This window comes from Mycetohabitans sp. B3 (assembly GCF_021498065.1).
Lineage (GTDB): Bacteria > Pseudomonadota > Gammaproteobacteria > Burkholderiales > Burkholderiaceae > Mycetohabitans.
The window spans coordinates 51,752-71,575 of sequence record NZ_JAHLKN010000018.1 but is presented as its reverse complement, the minus strand read 5'-3'; the positions used below and the strand labels follow the sequence as shown (position 1 = coordinate 71,575).

General features: G+C 61.4%; 20 protein-coding genes and 2 pseudogenes. 13 read left to right on the top strand and 9 right to left on the bottom strand.

What is annotated here, in order from left to right; genetic code table 11:
- Positions 1 to 221 precede the first annotated feature (221 nt).
- Positions 222 to 1,478: an MFS transporter gene (locus tag KQH55_RS04655; RefSeq protein WP_076794769.1), complete on the top strand. Its 1,257-nt coding sequence runs from the start codon at positions 222 to 224 to the stop codon at positions 1,476 to 1,478.
- 148 nt (positions 1,479 to 1,626) lie between these two features.
- On the top strand, positions 1,627 to 2,322 hold the full coding sequence (locus tag KQH55_RS04650; RefSeq protein ID WP_076785097.1) for a phosphatase PAP2 family protein: 696 nt from the start codon (positions 1,627 to 1,629) through the stop codon (positions 2,320 to 2,322).
- On the opposite strand, the gene KQH55_RS04645 is transcribed toward KQH55_RS04650, so the two are convergent.
- Positions 2,317 to 2,661 carry a CHAD domain-containing protein gene (locus tag KQH55_RS04645; RefSeq protein WP_076785098.1) on the bottom strand — a complete coding sequence of 115 codons (345 nt, stop codon included), beginning with the start codon at positions 2,659 to 2,661 and terminating at the stop codon, positions 2,317 to 2,319. The two genes, KQH55_RS04650 and KQH55_RS04645, sit on opposite strands and share 6 nt — an antisense overlap.
- A gap of 227 nt (positions 2,662 to 2,888) precedes the next feature.
- On the opposite strand from KQH55_RS04645, the gene KQH55_RS04640 reads away from it, so the two are divergent.
- The 4 genes from KQH55_RS04640 to KQH55_RS04625 all read left to right on the top strand — a co-directional run bounded on the left by KQH55_RS04640 (position 2,889) and on the right by KQH55_RS04625 (position 5,934).
- A complete protein-coding gene (locus KQH55_RS04640; RefSeq protein ID WP_076785099.1) occupies positions 2,889 to 3,341 on the top strand; it encodes an HU family DNA-binding protein in 453 nt (150 codons plus the stop codon).
- 262 nt (positions 3,342 to 3,603) lie between these two features.
- Positions 3,604 to 4,398: an SDR family NAD(P)-dependent oxidoreductase gene (locus KQH55_RS04635; RefSeq protein ID WP_076794764.1), complete on the top strand. Its 795-nt coding sequence runs from the start codon at positions 3,604 to 3,606 to the stop codon at positions 4,396 to 4,398.
- A 331-nt stretch (positions 4,399 to 4,729) separates the two neighbouring features.
- Positions 4,730 to 5,167: an MbcA/ParS/Xre antitoxin family protein gene (locus KQH55_RS04630; RefSeq protein WP_076785101.1), complete on the top strand. Its 438-nt coding sequence runs from the start codon at positions 4,730 to 4,732 to the stop codon at positions 5,165 to 5,167.
- A 71-nt stretch (positions 5,168 to 5,238) separates the two neighbouring features.
- Entirely contained in the window at positions 5,239 to 5,934 is a 696-nt protein-coding gene (locus KQH55_RS04625; RefSeq protein ID WP_076797150.1) for an RES family NAD+ phosphorylase, read from the top strand.
- Here the strand turns inward: KQH55_RS04625 and KQH55_RS04620 are convergent.
- Complete coding sequence (locus KQH55_RS04620) at positions 5,931 to 6,677, bottom strand: metallophosphoesterase (RefSeq protein WP_076785102.1); 747 nt, start codon at positions 6,675 to 6,677, stop codon at positions 5,931 to 5,933. The genes KQH55_RS04625 and KQH55_RS04620 overlap by 4 nt on opposite strands.
- A 133-nt stretch (positions 6,678 to 6,810) precedes the next feature.
- Between KQH55_RS04620 and KQH55_RS04615 the strand changes: the two are divergent.
- Positions 6,811 to 7,035 (top strand): annotated as a pseudogene (locus KQH55_RS04615) (hypothetical protein); the annotation flags it as partial.
- 103 nt (positions 7,036 to 7,138) lie between these two features.
- On the opposite strand, the gene KQH55_RS04610 reads toward KQH55_RS04615, so the two are convergent.
- Entirely contained in the window at positions 7,139 to 7,921 is a 783-nt protein-coding gene (locus KQH55_RS04610) for a sensor histidine kinase KdpD (protein WP_083703640.1), read from the bottom strand.
- A gap of 228 nt (positions 7,922 to 8,149) precedes the next feature.
- Between KQH55_RS04610 and KQH55_RS04605 the strand changes: the two genes are divergently transcribed.
- Entirely contained in the window at positions 8,150 to 8,491 is a 342-nt protein-coding gene (locus KQH55_RS04605) for an FKBP-type peptidyl-prolyl cis-trans isomerase (RefSeq protein WP_076794759.1), read from the top strand.
- A 387-nt stretch (positions 8,492 to 8,878) separates the two neighbouring features.
- Here KQH55_RS04605 and KQH55_RS04600 read toward each other — a convergent pair whose 3' ends face one another.
- Positions 8,879 to 9,964: a chitosanase gene (locus KQH55_RS04600; protein WP_235090291.1), complete on the bottom strand. Its 1,086-nt coding sequence runs from the start codon at positions 9,962 to 9,964 to the stop codon at positions 8,879 to 8,881.
- A gap of 385 nt (positions 9,965 to 10,349) precedes the next feature.
- Positions 10,350 to 10,817: a MarR family winged helix-turn-helix transcriptional regulator gene (locus tag KQH55_RS04595; protein ID WP_235090290.1), complete on the bottom strand. Its 468-nt coding sequence runs from the start codon at positions 10,815 to 10,817 to the stop codon at positions 10,350 to 10,352.
- Positions 10,818 to 11,078: 261 nt separating this feature from the next.
- Here KQH55_RS04595 and KQH55_RS04590 point away from each other — a divergent pair, with 261 nt between their 5' ends.
- Both KQH55_RS04590 and KQH55_RS04585 read left to right on the top strand, forming a co-directional pair.
- Complete coding sequence (locus KQH55_RS04590) at positions 11,079 to 11,573, top strand: ketopantoate reductase C-terminal domain-containing protein (protein WP_235090289.1); 495 nt, start codon at positions 11,079 to 11,081, stop codon at positions 11,571 to 11,573.
- 173 nt (positions 11,574 to 11,746) lie between these two features.
- Positions 11,747 to 12,532: an ABC transporter substrate-binding protein gene (locus KQH55_RS04585; protein WP_235090288.1), complete on the top strand. Its 786-nt coding sequence runs from the start codon at positions 11,747 to 11,749 to the stop codon at positions 12,530 to 12,532.
- Positions 12,533 to 12,610: 78 nt separating this feature from the next.
- Here the strand turns inward: KQH55_RS04585 and KQH55_RS04580 are convergent, their stop codons facing one another.
- From KQH55_RS04580 to KQH55_RS04565, 4 genes and pseudogenes are all read right to left on the bottom strand, one after another.
- A complete protein-coding gene (locus KQH55_RS04580) occupies positions 12,611 to 14,089 on the bottom strand; it encodes an RNA polymerase factor sigma-54 (protein WP_076785107.1) in 1,479 nt (492 codons plus the stop codon).
- Positions 14,090 to 14,314: 225 nt separating this feature from the next.
- A pseudogene (gene ligD, locus KQH55_RS04575) lies at positions 14,315 to 15,208 on the bottom strand (non-homologous end-joining DNA ligase); the annotation flags it as partial.
- A gap of 52 nt (positions 15,209 to 15,260) precedes the next feature.
- Positions 15,261 to 15,422 carry a DUF1328 domain-containing protein gene (locus tag KQH55_RS04570; protein ID WP_076785108.1) on the bottom strand — a complete coding sequence of 54 codons (162 nt, stop codon included), beginning with the start codon at positions 15,420 to 15,422 and terminating at the stop codon, positions 15,261 to 15,263.
- Between the two features lie 71 nt (positions 15,423 to 15,493).
- Positions 15,494 to 15,775, bottom strand: a complete 282-nt coding sequence (locus tag KQH55_RS04565) for a hypothetical protein (protein ID WP_139337324.1) — start codon at positions 15,773 to 15,775, stop codon at positions 15,494 to 15,496.
- 185 nt (positions 15,776 to 15,960) lie between these two features.
- Here KQH55_RS04565 and KQH55_RS04560 point away from each other — a divergent pair, with 185 nt between their 5' ends.
- The 3 genes from KQH55_RS04560 (at position 15,961) to KQH55_RS04550 (ending at position 19,712) form a co-directional block, all read left to right on the top strand.
- Positions 15,961 to 16,341, top strand: a complete 381-nt coding sequence (locus KQH55_RS04560) for a DUF3175 domain-containing protein (RefSeq protein ID WP_076785110.1) — start codon at positions 15,961 to 15,963, stop codon at positions 16,339 to 16,341.
- Between the two features lie 45 nt (positions 16,342 to 16,386).
- On the top strand, positions 16,387 to 17,700 hold the full coding sequence (locus KQH55_RS04555; RefSeq protein WP_235090287.1) for a sodium:proton antiporter: 1,314 nt from the start codon (positions 16,387 to 16,389) through the stop codon (positions 17,698 to 17,700).
- An 86-nt stretch (positions 17,701 to 17,786) separates the two neighbouring features.
- Positions 17,787 to 19,712, top strand: coding sequence for a PAS domain S-box protein (locus tag KQH55_RS04550; RefSeq protein ID WP_076797146.1), 1,926 nt, complete (start codon positions 17,787 to 17,789; stop codon positions 19,710 to 19,712).
- The last annotated feature ends 112 nt before the right edge of the window (positions 19,713 to 19,824 follow it).

Below are 19,824 nucleotides of genomic sequence, written 5' to 3'. Positions count from 1 at the left end.
ACTGATCAACTCGCTTGTTCGCGTCACTCGGCCTGACGTAAGCGAGCCGGCGGCTTTTTCGGTCACGGTGCACGCAGCGCCGATACGCTCGGCTAGCTTGACAGATTCTCGACGATAATTGTCCTGACAGCGCGTTTAAGCCAAATTAAACTCAATGTCGCACCATGATGGTACGCCCGCATCGGCTACCTCAGCCCTCGACCCACAGACGAGAAAAATCGATGTCCATGCTCGACAAGCAGACCGCGGCCACCGCTGGGACTTCCGGCGGCGCCACACTCAGCGCCGCCGCCACGCGGACCAACGCAATCGTGTTCCCGGTGCTCGGTGCAATCAGCCTCTCGCACCTACTCAACGACATGATTCAGTCATTGATCTTGGCAATTTATCCGATGCTCAAAGCCAACTTCCAATTGAGCTTTGGCCAGATCGGGCTGATCACGCTGACCTACCAGGTCACTGCCTCGCTGCTGCAGCCGCTCGTGGGCCTGTACACCGACAAGCACCCGAAACCGTTCTCGCTGCCTATCGGCATGGGTTTCACATTGTGTGGATTGCTCCTGATGTCCGTGGCCAGCACTTTCCCGATACTGTTGCTGGCCGCATCGCTAGTCGGTTGCGGCTCGTCGGTGTTCCATCCCGAATCCTCGCGTGTCGCGCGCATGGCCTCTGGCGGCCGTCACGGACTCGCACAGTCGCTATTTCAGGTTGGCGGCAACTTCGGCACCTCGCTCGGACCGTTGCTGGCCGCTTGGATCGTGATCCCGCACGGGCAGCCGAGCATCGCCTGGTTCTCGCTCGCGGCGCTGGTCGGCATCGTGATCCTGTTCAATGTCGGACGCTGGTACCGTAGCCATCCGTCTACAAAGAAGTCCCGCTCCAGCACGGCCCGCGTGGCGTTGGCACGATCGCGCATCGCAACCGCCATCGGTGTGCTGATGCTGTTGATATTCTCGAAATACTTCTACTTGGCCAGCATCAATAGTTACCTTACCTTTTACCTGATCGACAAATTCCACCTGTCGGTGCAATCGGCACAGGTTCATTTGTTCATCTTCCTCGCGTCAGTCGCCGCCGGCACGGTGATCGGCGGGCCCATCGGTGACCGGATCGGTCGCAAGTATGTCATATGGGCATCGATTCTCGGCGTCGCCCCCTTCACACTGGCGCTGCCGTACGCCAACCTGTTCTGGTCCAGCGTGCTGCTGGTCATCATCGGCGTGGTGATCGCGTCGGCCTTCTCCGCGATCCTCGTGTATGCGCAGGAGCTGGTCCCCGGCAAGGTAGGCATGATCGCCGGCCTGTTCTTCGGCTTTGCGTTCGGCATGGGTGGCGTGGGTGCCGCCGTGCTCGGCTGGCTGGCCGATATCACCAGCGTGCGGTTCGTCTACCATGTGTGTGCATTCCTGCCATTGATCGGCATCGTCACCATCCTGCTGCCGAACCTGGAACGCCCGCGCGCAGGTCAGTCGACATGATTCGCGCTTGCCGCGGCCACCATACCGCTGTTGCGCGAACGCTGTCGGCGCCCGGCCGAATGTCGCGGCCAAGGCACGCCATGCACGCGGTTATACTTGTGCCATACCGCAACCCGTCCCTTGTCGATTTCGCGTCATTGTCCCCACCATGCCAGACCTTGCGCCGACCACCTGGGCCCTCATTACCGCGTTCGGCGGAGCAGGCGCCATGCTGCCTGTTGCCGCGGCCATCGCGCTGTGGCTCGCCGTAAGCCATACCTGGCGCAGCGCGCTTGCGTGGTCCAGCTTTCTCGCTGCTGGTATCGCGCTCGTGCTGGTTACCAAGGTGGCCTTCCTCGGCTGGGGCATTGGCATACGCTCACTGGATTTCACTGGCATTAGCGGCCATTCGATGCTGGCGAGCGCGGTACTGCCGGCCGCAGCGTTCCTGAGCACGCGCGGCGCACCGGTCATGCTGCGACTGGCAGTGCTAGCCGCGGGACTCATCGCGGGTGCCGCGATCGGCGTATCGCGGGTCGCGCTAGATGCACATTCGGTGTCCGAAGTGGTTGCCGGCTGCGCGCTTGGCGCAGCTGTGTCGCTGGGCTGGATCGCATGGGCAGCGACGCGCGAGCCCAACCCGGCCGCACGTGTATCGCGCTGGGTCGTAGCCGCGAGCCTGCTCGGGCTCGCCGTATCACTGCACAGCTATCATGCACCGACTCACCGGTGGGTCACACGGATTGCCCTGTACCTGTCCGGCCACGAGCGACCATTCGTGCGAGTACGCTGGAAAGCCTACCGGCCGCCGATACTGAGCCAGGCGCTCGACGTGCAGCCGATCGACAGGCGGCCGCGCTCATAGCAATGCTTTCGCACCGCGAGCCGCCTTAGCCGGCTTCGGCCATTCCAATGGGGACAATTGCGGGTCCGGGGCAGCATTGATCGACTGTCTCGCCGCCGCATAGTCGCGGATGAACCCGCGTTGCATGTCACCGAGCAGCAGCCGTGCAGCCAGCTGCAACGCGATCACCGCGTCATTGCCGGCGCCGAGCGCGCTCTGAATGGCGGAGGCCACGCTCAGCTGGCGCCATTGCGCGGCGCGCGGACATCGGTGCAACAATCCAAGCGCGTACCGGAACCGCTTGACTCGGATACGCTGTACATGCCGCTCGCGGACGGACTGACACGCCGCCGGGACCATCCCCTCTTGGATGGATGAAGGAATATCCCGATGCTAAGCGTTCAGCATGCGGGTACACATGCCTCATCGATGCATGCGCGCCGAGCCAAAAGACGTCAACGATGTTGCACTTAAGAGAACGTAGCTAGCGATAAGCGCATCAGCCAACGTAGAATAAGCCACTCGTCGGATGAACGTGTAACGCGCGGCTCCGGCGAGGGTTCTCAACTACTGGGCATTTCAATACGATGGCCACGAAAAAACCAACGACGAAAACCTCTGCAAAACCTGTAGCGAAAAAAGCCGCTGCGACCAAGGCCCCTACTAAGAAGGCCCTTGCAAAGAAAGCCCCGGCGAAAAAGGCGGCTGTCGCCAACGGCGTCGCTGCACCGATCAAGGAGACTTTCACGAAGGCCAGCCTCAGCGCCCATATCGCCGAACGCGCACAAGTCGAGCCCAAAGCCGCCAAGGCCGTGCTCGCCGCGCTGGAGCAGACGGTCCTCGGCGCCGTGCACAAGAAGGGGGTGGGCGAATTCACGCTGCCCGGTCTACTGAAAATCACGGTGCAAGCCGTGCCGGCCAAGAAGCGCCGTTTCGGCAAGGATCCGTTTACCGGCGAGGAACGCTGGTTCGATGCAAAGCCGGCCACGGTTCGCATCAAGGCACGCGCGCTGAAGAAGCTCAAGGACGCTGCAGCGTAAGCACGCAACGCACATGCCGCGCCCGTCGCGCGGCGCGTACATAGAGCGGGTGCCGCAACCGGGGAATGTGCCCCGAGTTGCGGCATTTTTTTGTGGCGTGACACCCCACCGGATTCTCATGCCGGCGACGCATACGCTACGATTGAACGCATAACGACACGCACGGTATCGTGCCGGTCAGCGCGCCAAGCCGGCCGGGCAAACTTCCGCTACGATGCCCCCTGACGACCTCCTTTCACTTTCAACAAGGGGAGCATTCGCGATGAAAATCGATCTGTCAGGAAAAACCGCCGCCGTCAGCGGCTCGACCGCTGGCATTGGACTCGCGATCGCAACAGGATTGGCCGCAGCCGGCGCGCTCACGATCGTCAACGGCCGCAAGCAGGATTGCGTGGACAACGCATTGCGCACGATCCGCGCGGCCGTGCCGGAAGCCGCGCTGCGCGGCTTCGCCGCGGATCTGTCGCATGCGCACGGTTGCGATGCGTTCAGCGCCGCGTTCCCCGACGTCGACATCCTAGTGAACAATCTCGGCGTGTTCGGGTCCGGTGACATCTTCTCAACGCCCGACGAGGATTGGCACCGCTATTTCGAAGCGAACGTCATGTCTGGCGTGCGGCTGACACGCAGCTACTTGAAAGGCATGATGGAGCGCCGCTGGGGACGCGTGGTGTTCATCTCATCGGAATCGGCGCTCAACATCCCACCAGACATGCTTGCGTACGGCTTATCCAAGACCGCGCAGTTGTCGATCGCGCGCGGCATCGCGAAATACGCAGCCGGCAGCGGCGTCACGGTCAATGCCGTACTACCGGGGCCCACGCTGTCGGCGGGCTTTCGTGCAATGGTCGAACAACCGGCGCTTGAACAAGGTAAAAGCGTCGAGCAAGTCGCTGACGAATTCGTCATGGCCCATCGCGGCAGCTCGATCCTGCGTCGTGCAGCCACGCCCGAGGAAGTCGCAAACATGGTCGTGTACGTGTGCTCGCTACAAGCCAGCGCCACAACCGGTGCCGCATTGCGTGTGGACGGTGGTGTGGTCGATACGATCGCATAATCGCGACCGGCGCGCGGTACAGCGGCCGCAACGCATGTTAATGGCCGCGCGCCCCGTTTGCCGCCACGATGACCGGCACGCGCACTCACCCGCTCGAAGACCGCCTGTCGCGGCGCTGTGCACGGCAGCCAACGCACCACGCGGTGTGCACGCCCACGCGACCCCGTCTCGCGCTTTCGTTGATCGCAGTGTGAGTGGCAGATCACTTGCTGTTCGCACGCCAAAACCGAGCGCGGAGCGCTAAAGAAGCGAATTAGCCGTTTGGCCGACTTGTAAAAATCTTTATCTGGACTATATTAGATTCATAGTTCATATATAGATAGGGTACCCGATGAGCCGTCCGATCCGAATCGCTGAAGGCGCCGCCGCACCGATACCGCCTGCCCGTCAGCCAACACTGGCCGAAATGTCCGCCGCTGGACTGCGCGCATTCTTCAATATTGCCCACGACTGGCAACTGTCGGTTGATGAACAACTCGTGCTGCTAGGCTCCCCGGGGCGTTCGACGTTCTTCAAGTGGAAAGCCGCGCCCGATGCGGCACGACTGTCACGCGATACACTCGAGCGACTCTCGCATTTGCTCGGCATTTACAAGGCGCTGCAGATCCTGCTACCGCAGCCGGATGCCGCCGACGGCTGGGTGAAGCGACCCAACAGTGCACCACCGTTCAACGGCAAACGCGCGCTGGACCGGATGCTAGCAGGCAATCTCAGCGACCTGGTCGCCGTGCGGCAATATCTTGACGCGATGCGCGGAGGTTGGGCTTGAACGACAAGCACAGCACTGCCCAGCCTTCCGGCAACATCCAAGACAGGGCCCGCGAGCCGTCACTTGCGGCACTGCGCGACCCGGGCTGCTGGCCCATCGCCAGGATCCAATGGCAGCCTGCCTACCGTGTCGTGCCGACACGCTTGCCGGCGATCAACCTATTCGATCGCGTCGCATCGGCCAGCGACTTCGACACGCTGTACGCGCTCGAGGCGATCACCAACGATCGCCTGCGCACCGAAGTCGGCGAAATCGACTTGGTGCCGCCCGAAGAGCGCCGCTTCGGTCCAGGCTACGGTCCAATCATGGCGGCGCTCACCCATCTGAATCCCGCTGGCAGTCGCTTCTCGCCGGGTACATTCGGCGTGTTCTATTGCGCACGCGACGCACGGACCGCAATCGCCGAAACCCGCTATCACACCGCGTTGTTCCTGTCTGCGACGCATGAGCCGCCGATGCGTCAGCCCATGCGGCTCTACACCGTTATCGCGCAAGGCAGCGTGCTGGATCTGCGTGACCAACGAGATGCCCTCGCGCCGACCATCCTGCATCCACACGATTACACGTTCGGCCAGGCGCTCGGTACAGCCGCTCGCCATGCAGGCCACGCGGGCATCGCATATCCTTCCGTGCGCGACCCGCATGGCGAGTGCCTGGCGGCGTTCCGGACCACGCTGCTACGGCAATGCCACCATGCCGCCTACCTGGAATACAACTGGAACGGCAACCGCATCGACGTCGTGTTCGAATTGACCCAGGTCGGCTAACCGTGCGTTGGCCAGTCCAACGACGCGGCGCCCCGCCGCAGCGCCTCGCGAGTCGAGATCGCATGGATGCGGCCGCTATGCACGTCCACTATCGACAGTGCACCATGCGGCGAGAACGCGCCCGTATCGACGAACGTCTGCGCGCCGACCGTGCGGACCTCGGGCACCGGCGTATGCCCGCAGTAAGTATGCGACAGTCCCCGCTGCACGCGTGGGTCGCCTGCGCCCGCGATCAACTGCCGTCCCCACAGCAAGTGCGCGCGCGTGCGCTCGTCGAATTGCGCGGCATCCAGCGTGAGGTCGTCGCCAAAGAATTCGGCATGCAGCACGTTGAAGCGCCGCGCACCGGTGCCTACGACACGCGCCAGTGGCAAGCGCCTAACGCGCGCCGCGTAGTGGCTCAGCATCCCGGCCGGCAGGGCGCGCGCCCACGCACCGCCTATCGAGTCCCAGGCTGTCTGTGGCAACACGCCGTCGGCCACGTCGCACATCACCTCCTCGTGATTGCCCTTGACCGCGAAGAACCATGGCATCTCCAACAACGCAAGCGCCTCGACGGGATGATCGCCGCGATCGACCAGGTCTCCGACCGAAAACAGACGGTCGTGCGCCGCATGGAACCTCACTTGCGCTAGCAAATAGCGCAGCGCATCAGTGCAGCCGTGCAGGTCACCGACGACGAAATCGCGTCCTGTGTCATTCCACGGATGGCACGCGACAAAACGGTAAGCAGCATCGTTCATGATGTCGATGATAGCCCCGTCGCACCGTCTCCGTATGCGCCTCGTGTAACGTATCGGACGCCGGACAGCCCGGCTGCACGGCATCGCGCGCCGCCTCAACTGTTGGAACGACATCGCGATGAGTCGAAGACCGCTGAACACCGCCACCCACGACCACAAGCGCGGCGAGGACGTGCGCGCCAGGCTGGCCGTGCTGTCCGAGTTAACCGACGGATGGCTGGCCGCGTGGCGCAGTTGGTCCAAGCTCAATACGTCGCAGCGTCGCGCCGTTGCCAGCGGACAAGCCGACGGCTGGACGCCGGGTGCCGCGGCCGAAGCGATGCTGTACCAGACGCTGGTCGACTGCTGGCCGACGCGCACCGCAGCGCGCAAGCCGGCGCCACGGCCAACGAGACGCGCACGCCGCACGCGCTATGATCACAGCGGGCCAGCGGTTGACAGGTCGGCGCCCGGCGGCTGGCTCATCCGCGCTCGGGCAACGTCAGCGCGATCGAGGTGAAACCATCGGTCCCGCTCGCCGCGCTCGATTTGCCGCCGTGCGCCAGCACGACGCGCTGCGTGACGGACAGCGCGAGCGGCATCCCGTCGGCGCCCTGCACCGGTGTCGTCCCGCGCAAGAATGGTTCGAACGCATGGGGCAAGTCCGGATTAGTCAGCGCATCAGACGGTTGAAACCGGATGACCGACCGCCATACACCGTCGTCAAAGACGTTTTCCATGCTAACCGTCCCACCAGGGCGCGACGCGTCCACGGCATACGCCAACGCCGCCCACAGCGCCTGCGCAATGCGCACGCCGTCCGCTACAATCGAGATACGCGACGGCGGCCAGCGCACCTCGATCGCCGTGGCACGTTCGCGCGCGAAAGTCGCATCCAGGCACTGCACAATGTGCGCGACGACACGTTCGACGTCGAGCATCGTCTTGTTTAGCGGCAGCGCCTTGCTTTGCTCGCGAGTAGCATCAATGACATCTTCGATGATGCGTACCTGCTGCTCCACGCCCGTGCGCAAGCCGGTCAATGCCCGTGCAATGGTGGGCTCGGCCTGCCCCAACTTGCTCTCCAGGACGTAGATCCAACTGTGAATGCCGTTGAGCGGACTGCGCAAGTCATGCGACACCGCCGACAACACGCGATCGCGCGCAAATAAAGCGGCAACGGTCTGCAGGTAGGCCGCGCGAGCGACCAACGCATCGTCGGGCTCACCGTCGAAGTTGCCCGATGCAGGAATAGAGCGACTCAATACAATTTCTCCGTTTGGCAAAGCACGGACCGGAACGCCAAGCCGTGACAGGTATTATAGGCATCGCGCCGGCGCTGTCACGATCCGCGCCGGCGAAGGATCCAGCTCGCGCTGCTGGGCAGGCTGAAGCCGAACCTCAGCAAAGCTCACCCTTCTAGCAAAGCTCGATCCCGCCGGTGCCCGGCCGTTTGCGCTACGATGTCGGTTTTTGACTCAAGGAATCTCGCCATGGCCACTGTAACGACCGTCTCCGGGCTGCAATACGATGATTTGATTGAAGGCACTGGCACGCAGGTTCAAGCAGGCCAGACGGTCAACGTGCACTATACCGGCTGGCTTACCGACGGACAGAAGTTCGATTCCAGCAAGGATCGCAACCAGCCGTTTTCGTTCGCGTTGGGCGCCGGCATGGTCATCCAAGGTTGGGACGAAGGCGTGCAGGGAATGCGTGTGGGCGGCGTGCGCCGGCTCACGATCCCGCCGCAATTGGGCTATGGCGCACGCGGCGCAGGCGGTGTCATCCCGCCGAATGCAACGCTCGTATTTGAGGTGGAATTGCTCAGCGTCTGAGCCCCCTGCGCTTCCGCCGGCTAAGCCGTCCCCTGGATAGTACATGCCATGGCCGCCGTCGCGCCGGCGTCCTCGTTCACCGTGTCGTAGCGCGCACGACATTGCGTGCGGCCAGATTGACATCGGCAATGCGGGCGACCAAGATGACCGAGCGCAGGGCCGCCAGCCAGCGTCCTTTAGCTAAGCGGCCAGGCAGTCGCTGAACCGACGACAGACGTGTCGCACGTCGCCAGCGCAGTGCTCTACATGGCTGGCTTGCCGCTGGGCGCGAACGTGCAGTTCATGACCGTGATGGCGATCGAGGTGCGATACATCGGCCGCGGCTGACAACCTGGCGGCCCAGGTGCCATCATCGACCGCGGCTCACGGCCCCTTGGCGCCCGACGGCTAGTGCAATTGCCAGTTCGTGACCTTGACAATCGCCGCGTCGGCATTCTTCAAGTTCATCTCGCCCTGGTCCATTAGCTTGCTCCATTGCTTGACCCGGTTCTTCCCGTTGGGCGACGTATTGTAGTCGTGCGTGTCGACGACCTTAGCCCGTTCGGCATAGAACCGCGTCATGAAGGTCTTCTCGTTCGGGCTATCGCCGGAGCGCGCGAGCAGCGCCTTCAGCGAGTCCCCGCCGCCGTCCGCCCCCTGGTTCAACGCCGTGTCGACGAACGAGCCGATCGTCAGCGCGCTGTTAAAGCCGCGCTGACGAGCCTGTTGCACACTGTATTGGATGTCCACGTTGTAGAATGTGCGCCACATCGCCTCGCGCCACGTCGGGTTGTTCTGTTGCGCACCCACCTTGCTGCAAAAGGTCTTACTGCTGTCCGAGATCTTCAAGATTGAGCCGGACATCTTGCCATGCGCGCCAATGCGGGCAAGTCCGCCTTCCGCAGACGGAATCTTGGCACCGCTGAGCGCATCGAACGTCTTGAACAGCTCGGGACCGTCAGGCCCGGTATCGTTCGAACCGCCCGTGGTCGCGCCAAAAATCCCGATCGTATAGCCACGATTATCGTGGATGTTCTGACAGTACCCATAGTACTTTGTCCATTGCAGCGAGTCCTGCTCCGGCTTGTTGATCAACTTCATAATGTTGTTCCACTGCTCACCGTCCAAACCCGTGTTCTTCTTCAAGAACTGCAGGGTCGCAGGAGAGAAATTGGCGTCCGGATTACCGCTGGCCACGTTGGCAACCACGTTACAAGTTTGCCCGACACGCCACGGCTGGCCAGTATTGCCGTCGCCACTATTCAGGTCCGGCGCGTTGCCCTGCGTCCAATAGGCCGCAGTGTAGTTTCGCCCAGCGTAACTGACCACTTCACCGCCCTGGTAGATCGTCTTGGCGTCCCAAGGCGCGTCGCAAGGTTCGCTGTTCGGCTGCGCATCGTCGGCGCGTGCCACGCCGGAGACGGTCAACAGGCCAAGGCTCATCGCAACAGCCCAAGACATGCGTGTCAGCGTCTTCGAAATCGAATGGTTCAAGACAGACTCCATATTATTTATGCGTTGAAAATTGCAAGCGCGCCGGCGACGAATAGCCGATACCGTAAAGCAAAGCGGGACCCGCGGCGCGCCAGGGCCGAAGCGCGCGGCCACTTGCACGAACCAGGTCCGCCATTTTCGCGATCCCGTCCTCCACGACGGATACCGGCGCACGGGCAAGCCTAGGGGTAGCCCATCGGAGTCACGACAAACCGATAATAGGCACACCTGTCTATCTAATCTACGCGAAAAAACCTTCAAATGGATCGAACAAACATTCCAATACTGAGGACGGCGTTTATGCGATCATCGCGGCAATCCATTCCAGCGGGAACGCGGCATTGGCGTCCCGGATATGTGCCGGCCCGGATGCCCACGCTACACGCTACGCTTGCAACACGCTCGCGAGAATCTTGTCCAGCGCCTGGGCCAGCGTCGCGCGTTCAGCCTCGGACAACACCGCGAGAATTGCATCGTTGCGTTTGCGGGAAATCAATGCGGCCTTGCGAAACAACGAGGCGCCTTTTGCCGTGAGCGCGATGCGCACGCCACGGCCGTCTTCCTCATCCGCTTCTTTGGTCAGCAAACCCTTCTTGCCCAGCACGTCAGTGGCGCGGCTCGCCTGGCTGCGATCCAGGTTCGACGCGCGTCCGAGATCCGATACCGACAACGGACCGAACGAGCCAACGCTGAGCAGCACGCGCGCCTCGGTCAGGGGCAACCCCAAGCGGGCAACGAATGCGTCGTCCATTGCCTTGTCGGTCAGCTTTTTGAGCCAATGCAGCCGGTAGGTGAAAAGCTGTTCGAACGGGCTCGGAGCAGGACGTCGGGTACGCATGGACGATCGGGACATTGACAATCGATGGTGAAACGAGCATCCAGCATACCATTGCTACCCCGACGCTCTGTTTAAGCCGCCTAATTAAAATTTTCGGCAATACCCTCTGCCAATCCGCTCCACCAATTTGCTCCATCAAATCCCTCTGCCAGCGCTCTGCGTTAGCTTCTCCATTAGTCCGCCCACCTATAATATGTGTGCGCACACATCATATTGGTTGCACGTACATCGATAAGCCGTTACGATAGTCACCGATGCCTGATCCGGCACTCCGGTGTGATCGTGCGCAACAAGGAGAATCTGCTGATCGCTCGGGCACCGCACGACACCGGCAACGCGGTCCAGCATGACATTGTCCGGCTGCTGCAAGACGCCCGTTTCGACGGGTCGCTCGCCTCTTCGATCCAACATGAGATTTGGGCGAAGCTGTGGGGCAACATGACGATGAACCCAATCAGCGTGCTCACCAGTTCAACCGCCGACGTAATCTTGGACGATCCGCTCACAGCACGCCTGGTTGCCGAAGTGATGCGGGAAGCGCAAGCCATCGGTGCGAAGCTGGGGTTGGTCATGGGCATGAGTGTCGAGCAACGCAATGCTCAGACGCGCCAACTCGGTGCATTCAAGACATCGATGTTGCAGGATGCCGAAGCCGGCAGGCCGATGGAAATCGATGGAATCATCAGTGCGCCAGATGAGCTTGCCCGGATGAACGGCCCAACGCACGACCTTTCAACGGTCAATATCCGACAAGCCGCCTGTCCCTATTAATAATACTTGAGCGCCGCCCTCTCGACGCGGCGTTTCTAGACTGCTACTCTGCGCGGCGCAGAAGCAGCACGCACGGCTCACCGGTTCGTGCATGATGCATCCGCCGAAACGTTCCTTTCACAGAAGGGATGCATGAGAATCCACAACCCACCAAGACTCAAAGGGAACTAAAAGTGAAAAAGCTATTTGCCACTGTGTCTGTCGCGGTTGTCGCCTTCAGCGTATCCGCCAGCGCTTACGCCAAGGACTGGTCCACTATCCGCTTCGGCGTCGACGCGAGCTATCCGCCTTTCGAATCGAAGGCCGCGGACGGCAAACTGGTCGGCTTCGACATCGATCTAGGCAACGAGATCTGCCGTCGCTTACATGCCAAGTGCGTGTGGGTCGAAAACGATTTCGACGGCATGATTCCCGCACTCAGGGCGCGTAAGTTCGACGGCGTGCTGTCGTCAATGACGATGACGCCGCAGCGCGCCAAGCGGGTTGCGTTTTCGGCCAAGCTGTTCAACACGCCGACGCGACTGGTAGCCAAGGTCGGTTCGAGCATCCAGCCGACGCCGGAATCGCTCAAAGGTAAGCGCGTGGGCGTCGAACAAGGCACCATTCAAGAAACATATGCAAAGACGCACTGGGCGCCCAAGGGCGTCCAGGTCGTTCCTTACCAGGATCAGGATCAGGTCTATGCCGACTTGCTCGCCGGCCGCCTGGACGCGGCGCTGCAAGACACAGTCCAAGCCGACGTCGGCTTTCTGAAGACGCCGCGCGGCAAAGGATACGCATTCGTCGGCCCTGGCCTGCAAGACGAAAAAACCCTGGGTATCGGTGCGGGCATTGGCCTGCGCAAGGAAGACACCGACCTGAAGGTGAAAATCAATAAGGCCATCGCCGACATGCTCAACGATGGTACATACAAAAAGCTTGCGCAGAAGTACTTCGATTTCGATATATACGGGGGCTGAGCAACGCGGTGCGCGGCCACGTTGATGCGGGGGCACGCCCGCGCCAAGCGCCGCGCTGCCAGAGCGCCAACGACGACTTTACATCTGCCGGCGCAACTCTGCCGGCGGCACCTTCATTTGCTGCCGGTACTTAGTCACGGTACGCCGGGCCACCTGGATGCCCTGCTGCGTTAGCATCCGCGCAAGCGTGACGTCGGACAAGGGATCGTGCGCATCCTCGGCATCGATCATTTCCTTAAGCAATGCCCGCACGGCCGCCGCGGAACACGTTCCGCCGCTTTGGGTGCACAGTTCACGAGGGAAAAAGTGCTTGAATTCGAATATGCCGCGCGGCGTCGCCATGTATTTGTTGCCCGTGGCGCGCGAGATCGTCGACTCGTGCAGGCCCAGCTCGTCCGCGACGTCGCGCAGCACGAGCGGCTTTAGTGCGATTTCACCGTACAGGAAGAACGCTTTTTGGTGGGCCACAATGCATTCGGCGACCCGCTGGATCGTATCGAAGCGCTGTTGCGCGTTACGCAACAGCCAGCGCGCTTCCTGCAATTGCTGCCCCAGCGGCGAACGGTTAGTGCCCGATGCTTGCGCAAACAAATCCGCGTACATCCGGTTGATCCGAGCGCGCGGTAGCACTGCGGGATTCACGGTGACGACGAACTTGTCCCGAGCCTGCCGCACGATCACGTCCGGCACGACATAGTTGTCCTCAGCCCGTCCATATGCATTACCGGGCTTCGGATCAAGCTTGCGGATGAGCGCACAGGCCTCGTGCAACGCACGCATGCTGCAACCAATATGCTTCTGCAATTCACCGAGTTCGCGCCGTGCCAGCCGCTCCAAATGATGCACGATGATCTCACGCGCAATGTCGCGCCGTGGCGTGTCATCCGGCATCGCGTTCAACTGCAACAGCAGGCACTCGGACAATGAGCGGGCACCGATACCAGGCTTGTCCAACGATTGCACAAAGCGTAACGCAACCAATAGCTCCTCGTCGGTGGGTGGCGTGCCAAGCTCGGCAAGCGCGGCCAATTCCGACAGCGATTGTCGCAGGTAACCATCGTCATCCAGCGCCTCGATCACCAATTGAGCCAGTTCCCGGTCACGCTCATCGAGGCGATACAGGCACAACGTACCCTGCAATTGCTCGCGCAGCGACGGCTGAGTGCGTACCCAGGCGATCGGATCACTGTTGTCCGCGCCACTGTGTTCGCGAATTGGGCCGTGATCATACGGATCGCCAGCGAAATCCGTGGTGACCGTATCCGAATAGGGCGTCTCCGCCACCACACCGGCGGCCTCCGCGCCGCTGGTGATGGGTTCAGCGCAGGACGGCAACGCACCGTCCCCACTCTCACAGTCGGCGCCGGCCAGCGTATCCGGTGCGGCGTCTTCGGCTCCGCTCAACGAGTCGTCTTCGAGAAAAGGATTGGAGTCCAGCGCCGCGCGCAGTTCTTGCTGGAACTCGACGGAAGACAGCTGCAAAAGGCGTACCGACTGCTGCAGTCGCGGCGTCAATGCCAGCGACTGACGCATGCGTTGTTCCAGTAGTTGGGGCATTTTCGGTAATCCTTCAATTTGAGTAACAAGCGCGACCGCGCACGCGCAATGCGGCGTGGAGCGCTGTTTCATTAGCAAGCAACACTCGTACCAACTGCATGATGGGCCACTATGCGGCGAGCACATGCCGATCCCGGCGCGCTGTGGCTACGCCTGCCCGTGCCCTTTTTACAACGCTTCGGGAAGACATTCACCGTCGGATACCGGGCCAGGTCAGCAGTGTGCTCAGGCCTCCTCGCCGCCCGGCTCCAAGCGTTCAAGCATTGCCGCTGTGACGCGCTGGCGCGTGTTCCAATAGTCGGCCCAAGGGTCTGCGCCTAATTGGTCGAGCCGTTCGGCGACGTTGCGCAATGTCCATTGCGTCGCGCTGCTCGTACGGGGCACCTCGTCCCACGTGAGCGGCATCGACACAGCAACCCCTGGGCGGGCGCGCGGCGCGTAGGCGGCGATCGTGGTCGCACCGCGGCTATTGCGCAGGTAATCAATGAAGATCTTGCCACGGCGGTTCTGCTCGCCCATTTTCGCGCCAAACTGCTCTGGCCAGACGGTAGCCATATGGCAGGAAACGCGCTGCGAGAACGCCTTGGCGTCGTCCCAACCGACGTGTGAGCCTAACGGGACGACTACGTGCAATCCCTTTCCGCCGCTGGTCTTGCACCAGCACCGCAAGCCAAGGTCAGCCAACACAGTACGCAGACGTTCGGCGGCCTCGAGCATAGCGCGCCACGGCAACGTTGGGTCGGGATCGAGATCAAAGACGACTCGGTCGGGATGTTCAATGGCAGGGATCTGTGCGTTCCATGTATGGAGCTCGATCGCGTCCATCTGGGCGGCCCCCACCAGCGCCGCCGTATCGTCGATGGTAATCAGTGGCTTGTGTTCGGGGTCCAGACCTTCGTGCTGCGTGACATGCGGTATCGCAAGCCGGTCGCTATGCCTTTGGAAGAACAACTCTGCATCGATCCCGCCCGGCGCGCGCAATAACCCGACGGGCCGTGCGCGCAGATGAGGCAGCAACACCGGGGCCACCCATTCGAAATAGCGAACCAGGTCAATTTTGCGGGTGCCGGTGTGCGGATCCATCACCCGATTGGGATGCGAAATCCGAACACCCGCCACCGTCTCATATAGGTTACGTTGCTCCGAGTCTTTCCCTTTCATACAGTAGGGGTTATCGTCTAATCAGGCCAAGCAACAACGTCGCCAAAAAAATCACGAGGAAGATGAAAAACAGTATTTTCGCGATTTCAGCTGCGCCCGTAGCGATCCCGCCAAAGCCGAACACGGCGGCGATGATGGCAATGATGAAAAAAATAACAGCGTAACGAAGCATGGCTTTCTCCCCCAGATCAAAGACCGACAATGGCCATCGGCACATGACTCAACCCCTTGCGCGTGTGCCAATCATGCATGCAGATGGAACCCGTCAGATAATGGGACGCATAGCTTTTCGTGCATGACCAACGCCGCTTCCATGGCACGCCGGGATGTCGCCATGCCAATGTACTCGACGATCTCACGGTAGCTTTCGACCGCCACTAGGTTCTGCTCAAACGCGTCGTTGAACAACTCAGCGACCGTTTGCCGGTTGGCGCCGTAACCGACAGTCACCATACCTTGCACGAGCCGTTCGGCGGCAAGCTTGTGGATCGCCCGTATGTCCCTCAGCGTCGACATCCGTGACATGGCGTACCTCGAGTTTGGACAGTGTGAGTCATACCGCCGGACGTGGCGGACCCGGCGTCTCAGCTTCCTTCAGCACAGCATCAATCATGCCTGGTTGCTCTGCCGCCTCCATCCCGGACAGCCAAGTCGGTGACGCATGGGCATGAACCTTGCAATAGCGCGTTGTCGCATACCGGGAGACCACCATGACAAGCAGCACCCGTTCCCACCCGTCTATCCGGCACCGTAATGGCCGTCCGCCGCGCCAGCGTCACGCGGCAGCGCGCGCCGCCCATCGCAGCAACCGTGCAAAGCACTGGTCACGCGACGTGACTCAGCACAGCCACGCATTGGACCTGGAGTCGAACGTTTTCACGCTGGGCACGGCGCAGCAAATCGCTGAATCGCTTAAGCGCTCGTCGATGCGCAGCACGCGGCGTCGCGGCACACCGTTTCAATCAGCCATGTCGATGCTGAATTTCTACATCAACCGCGCTGGAAAGCACTTACCTGCGTCGCGCCGCCAGGTCCTGGAACGGTCCAAACAGGCATTGCGGCACGCATTCGGCCGGCGCCGGGGATCGTGACGATGCGCGCCCGAGCGTCTATCCGACAGAGCGCGCTTATGCATCATGCGTGAAACAACCTGGTTCTTCATCGTGGGCGGCGTCTTCGTCGTGATGGGCATCACCGGCTCGATGCTCAAGCACCTGCCTTGCAGCAGCGCGATGCTGTATCTGGCAATAGGCGCTGCGCTCGGCACGCCCGGGGCCGGAATGCTCGCACTCGATATTTTTCGCGACGCGCATTTGCTGCGAATGTTGACCGAAGTGGCCCTGCTCGTGTCACTGTTCGCCATTGGCTTACGGTTGCGGGTGCCGCTGGCCGATCCGCTTTGGGGCTTGCCGCTAAGACTCGGCGTGCTGGCAATGCTAGTCACGATACCGTTACTGACTGCGTTCGGCATGGTAGTACTCGGTCTGCCAGTCGGTCCCGCACTGTTGATAGCCGCCATTCTGGCTCCGACCGATCCCGTGCTGGCCCACGACGTTCAAGTACAAGACTCGCGCGATCAAGACCGGATGCGTTTTGCGCTGTCCGGCGAAGGCGGATTGAACGACGGAGCGACCATGCCGTTCGTGCTCCTAGGCATTGCGTTATGCACCCAACCGGATAGGTCAGTCGCCGCGGCGCTGTCCCCGGTCTTCGTTGCTCATGCGCTCTGGGGCTGCATCGGTGCAATCGGCATCGGCGGCGCCCTCGGATGGGCAACGACCCACGTAGTGACATGGCTGCGTACACGGCATGCACAGGCACTGGACCTGGAGGGCTTTTTCGCCCTCGGGCTGATCGGGTTGTCGTACGGCGCTGCAGAGCTTGCCCATACCTACGGATTCCTTGCAGTATTTGCCGCCGGTGTCGCGATGCGCCGCGTTGAGCATCGCGCCAGTGGCGAGCGCACGGCGCAAGCGGCGATCGGCACACTCAACCCACAGGACGTTCAAGCTACCGCAGCACATCCAGACAAGGCTCATGCCTACATGGCCGAGTCCATTCTCGGCTTCACGATCGAACTGGAAAGGATCGCGGAAATGGCCACCATGATCGTCATCGGCAATGTACTGACCACCTTGCCGATGCCGTTGTTCAGCCCGCGCAATGCGATGGTGGCGGCTGCGCTGTTCCTGCTTGTTCGCCCACTCGCGGTGGGTATTTCGCTGGCCGGCTCCCGCACATCACCGGCGCAGCGTCGCCTGATGAGCTGGTTTGGCATCCGTGGAATCGGTTCGTTTTACTACACCGCCTGCGCGGTTGAGCATGGTGTACAGGCCAGCACGACAATTGTATCCATTGTATTGTTCACCGTCACCGCATCGGTTGTGGTCCACGGCATTTCCGCTACGCCGTTGATGAACTGGTATCAGCAATGGCGACAGGCTTATTAATAAAGCGCCAAATTGGGAATTCATACCGCTATGCAAGACAGACCTCCAGTGCCACTAGCCAACCTGTGGAAACAAAGGTGACCACGATGCCAGGGCGAGCCGTGCTGCATGATCCCGCCACTTTCGAAATGATGGTCCAGAATATCAAGGACTACGCGATTTTCATGCTTGACCCACAAGGCCATGTCGCGAGTTGGAATACCGGTGCTCAGTACATTAAGGGATACCGTGCCGATGAAATCATTGGGCGCCACTTTTCGGTGTTCTACAATCCGGCGGACATCGCGGACGGCAAGCCCGAGTATGAATTGCAGCATGCCGCTGAATTCGGCCGCGTTGAGGATGAGGGTTGGCGCGTCCGTCAGGATGGGTCGAGATTCTGGGCCAATGTCGTGATCACAGCGCTGCGCGCGCCATCGGGCGAACTGTGCGGCTTCGCGAAAGTCACCCGAGACTTGACCGAGCAACGTGCGGAGGAGGATAAGCTTCGCCAGAGCGAAGAACGGTTCAGACTGATGGTCGAATCAGTCAAGGACTACGCGATCGTCACGCTGGATCCGCAAGGCCGCGTGGTGAGCTGGAATGCCGGCGCCATGCAGATCAACGGGTATCGTTCAGAAGAGGTGATGGGTCGCCATATGTCTATCTTCTATCGCGACGACGATGACACCAACGGCATGCCCGAGCAGCAGTTGCAAGCCGCGGCGAACACGGAACGTGTCGAAGACAATGCATGGCGCGTACGCAAGGACGGCACATTGTTTTGGGCTAATGTCGTGATCACGGCGGTACGCGACGCCGCCGGCACACTGCTCGGCTTCACCATGGTGACGCGCGATATGACCGAGCACAAACGTCTAGAGGAACTAGAGCTGTCCAGCCACCGCATGAGCGAGTTTCTCGCGATGCTTGCTCATGAATTGCGCAATCCGCTCGCTCCCGTGCGTAATGCAGTCAGCGTCATGCAGTTGGTCCCGAACGTCGATGCGACGATGCGTCATTGCCGTGACGTGATCGATCGGCAGGTCAGCCATTTGACGCGACTTGTCGACGATCTGTTGGACATCGGGCGGATCACCACCGGCAAGTTGGAGCTGCGCCTGGCCTGCGTCGACATAGCGGAAGTCGTCGCCCGTAGCGTAGAAGCGGCCCGCCCCTTCATCGACGAGCGTTGGCAGACCTTGCATGTACAATTGCCGCACAGGCCGGCCTGGGTCCGTGGCGACATGACGCGATTGGTCCAGGTGGTGCAGAACTTGCTGGACAATGCCTCCAAGTTCTCGCCCAGCGGCGCCGGGATCAGCATCGAAGTCACCGTCGAAAAGCGCATGCTCTTACTGCGTGTGATCGACCAGGGCCGGGGCATCTCGCAGCAGGGACTGAAGTCGATCTTCAACCTGTTCGTGCAAGAAAACCACGCACAGAATCCAACCGATACTGGCCTGGGGATTGGTCTCACGCTGTGCCGTTCGCTGATCGAACTTCACGGCGGAATGATCGACGCGTCCAGTGATGGGCTCGGCTGCGGCAGCACGTTCACGATACGTTTGCCGATCGCCCGACATCAGGCACTCGCGGATCCGCCGGCATCGTCCAGCGTCATCATGTCTACGCCGTCAATACCCCTACGGGTGCTCGTCGTGGACGACAATCGCGATTCCGCCGACAGCCTCGCCATCCTGCTCGAACTCAAGGGCCACATGGCCCGCGTGGCCTACGACGGCGCGCACGCAATCGAGATCGCACGCGTGTTCCTGCCGGATCTCGTGCTGACTGACCTGGCCATGCCCAATGTCGACGGGTTCGGCGTGGCGGGCGTACTGCGTTCGAACGTGGACCTGTCCGGCTCGACACTTGTTGCGATGTCTGGCTTCGGCCAGCCGGGAGACCGGGCTCGATCGTTGGCCAGCGGTTTCGACGCGCACTTGGTCAAGCCGATCGAACCGACCCAGTTGGACAAGCTGCTCGAGCACAGCATGCGGCAAGCCGGCAAGGACTCCGTGCAACGCTGACGCCTCGCGTCTCGATGTACCGTGCACCGTGCTTCGGTGGTCGGTGGTCGGTGGTCGGTGGTCGGTGGTCGGTGGTCGGTGGTCGGTGGTCAGCGCATCTATCATCGGCGCA

What these genes read in the sequence shown, in the direction of transcription:
- KQH55_RS04655 (WP_076794769.1), top strand. Translation starts at nt 222, where the DNA reads ATGTCCATGCTCGACAAGCAGACCGCGGCCACCGCTGGGACTTCCGGC.
- KQH55_RS04650 (WP_076785097.1), top strand. Translation starts at nt 1,627, where the DNA reads ATGCCAGACCTTGCGCCGACCACCTGGGCCCTCATTACCGCGTTCGGC.
- KQH55_RS04645 (WP_076785098.1), bottom strand. Translation starts at nt 2,661, where the DNA reads ATGGTCCCGGCGGCGTGTCAGTCCGTCCGCGAGCGGCATGTACAGCGT.
- KQH55_RS04640 (WP_076785099.1), top strand. Translation starts at nt 2,889, where the DNA reads ATGGCCACGAAAAAACCAACGACGAAAACCTCTGCAAAACCTGTAGCG.
- KQH55_RS04635 (WP_076794764.1), top strand. Translation starts at nt 3,604, where the DNA reads ATGAAAATCGATCTGTCAGGAAAAACCGCCGCCGTCAGCGGCTCGACC.
- KQH55_RS04630 (WP_076785101.1), top strand. Translation starts at nt 4,730, where the DNA reads ATGAGCCGTCCGATCCGAATCGCTGAAGGCGCCGCCGCACCGATACCG.
- KQH55_RS04620 (WP_076785102.1), bottom strand. Translation starts at nt 6,677, where the DNA reads ATGAACGATGCTGCTTACCGTTTTGTCGCGTGCCATCCGTGGAATGAC.
- KQH55_RS04605 (WP_076794759.1), top strand. Translation starts at nt 8,150, where the DNA reads ATGGCCACTGTAACGACCGTCTCCGGGCTGCAATACGATGATTTGATT.
- KQH55_RS04595 (WP_235090290.1), bottom strand. Translation starts at nt 10,817, where the DNA reads ATGTCCCGATCGTCCATGCGTACCCGACGTCCTGCTCCGAGCCCGTTC.
- KQH55_RS04580 (WP_076785107.1), bottom strand. Translation starts at nt 14,089, where the DNA reads ATGCCCCAACTACTGGAACAACGCATGCGTCAGTCGCTGGCATTGACG.
- KQH55_RS04570 (WP_076785108.1), bottom strand. Translation starts at nt 15,422, where the DNA reads ATGCTTCGTTACGCTGTTATTTTTTTCATCATTGCCATCATCGCCGCC.
- KQH55_RS04565 (WP_139337324.1), bottom strand. Translation starts at nt 15,775, where the DNA reads ATGTCACGGATGTCGACGCTGAGGGACATACGGGCGATCCACAAGCTT.
- KQH55_RS04560 (WP_076785110.1), top strand. Translation starts at nt 15,961, where the DNA reads ATGACAAGCAGCACCCGTTCCCACCCGTCTATCCGGCACCGTAATGGC.
- KQH55_RS04555 (WP_235090287.1), top strand. Translation starts at nt 16,387, where the DNA reads ATGCGTGAAACAACCTGGTTCTTCATCGTGGGCGGCGTCTTCGTCGTG.
- KQH55_RS04550 (WP_076797146.1), top strand. Translation starts at nt 17,787, where the DNA reads ATGCCAGGGCGAGCCGTGCTGCATGATCCCGCCACTTTCGAAATGATG.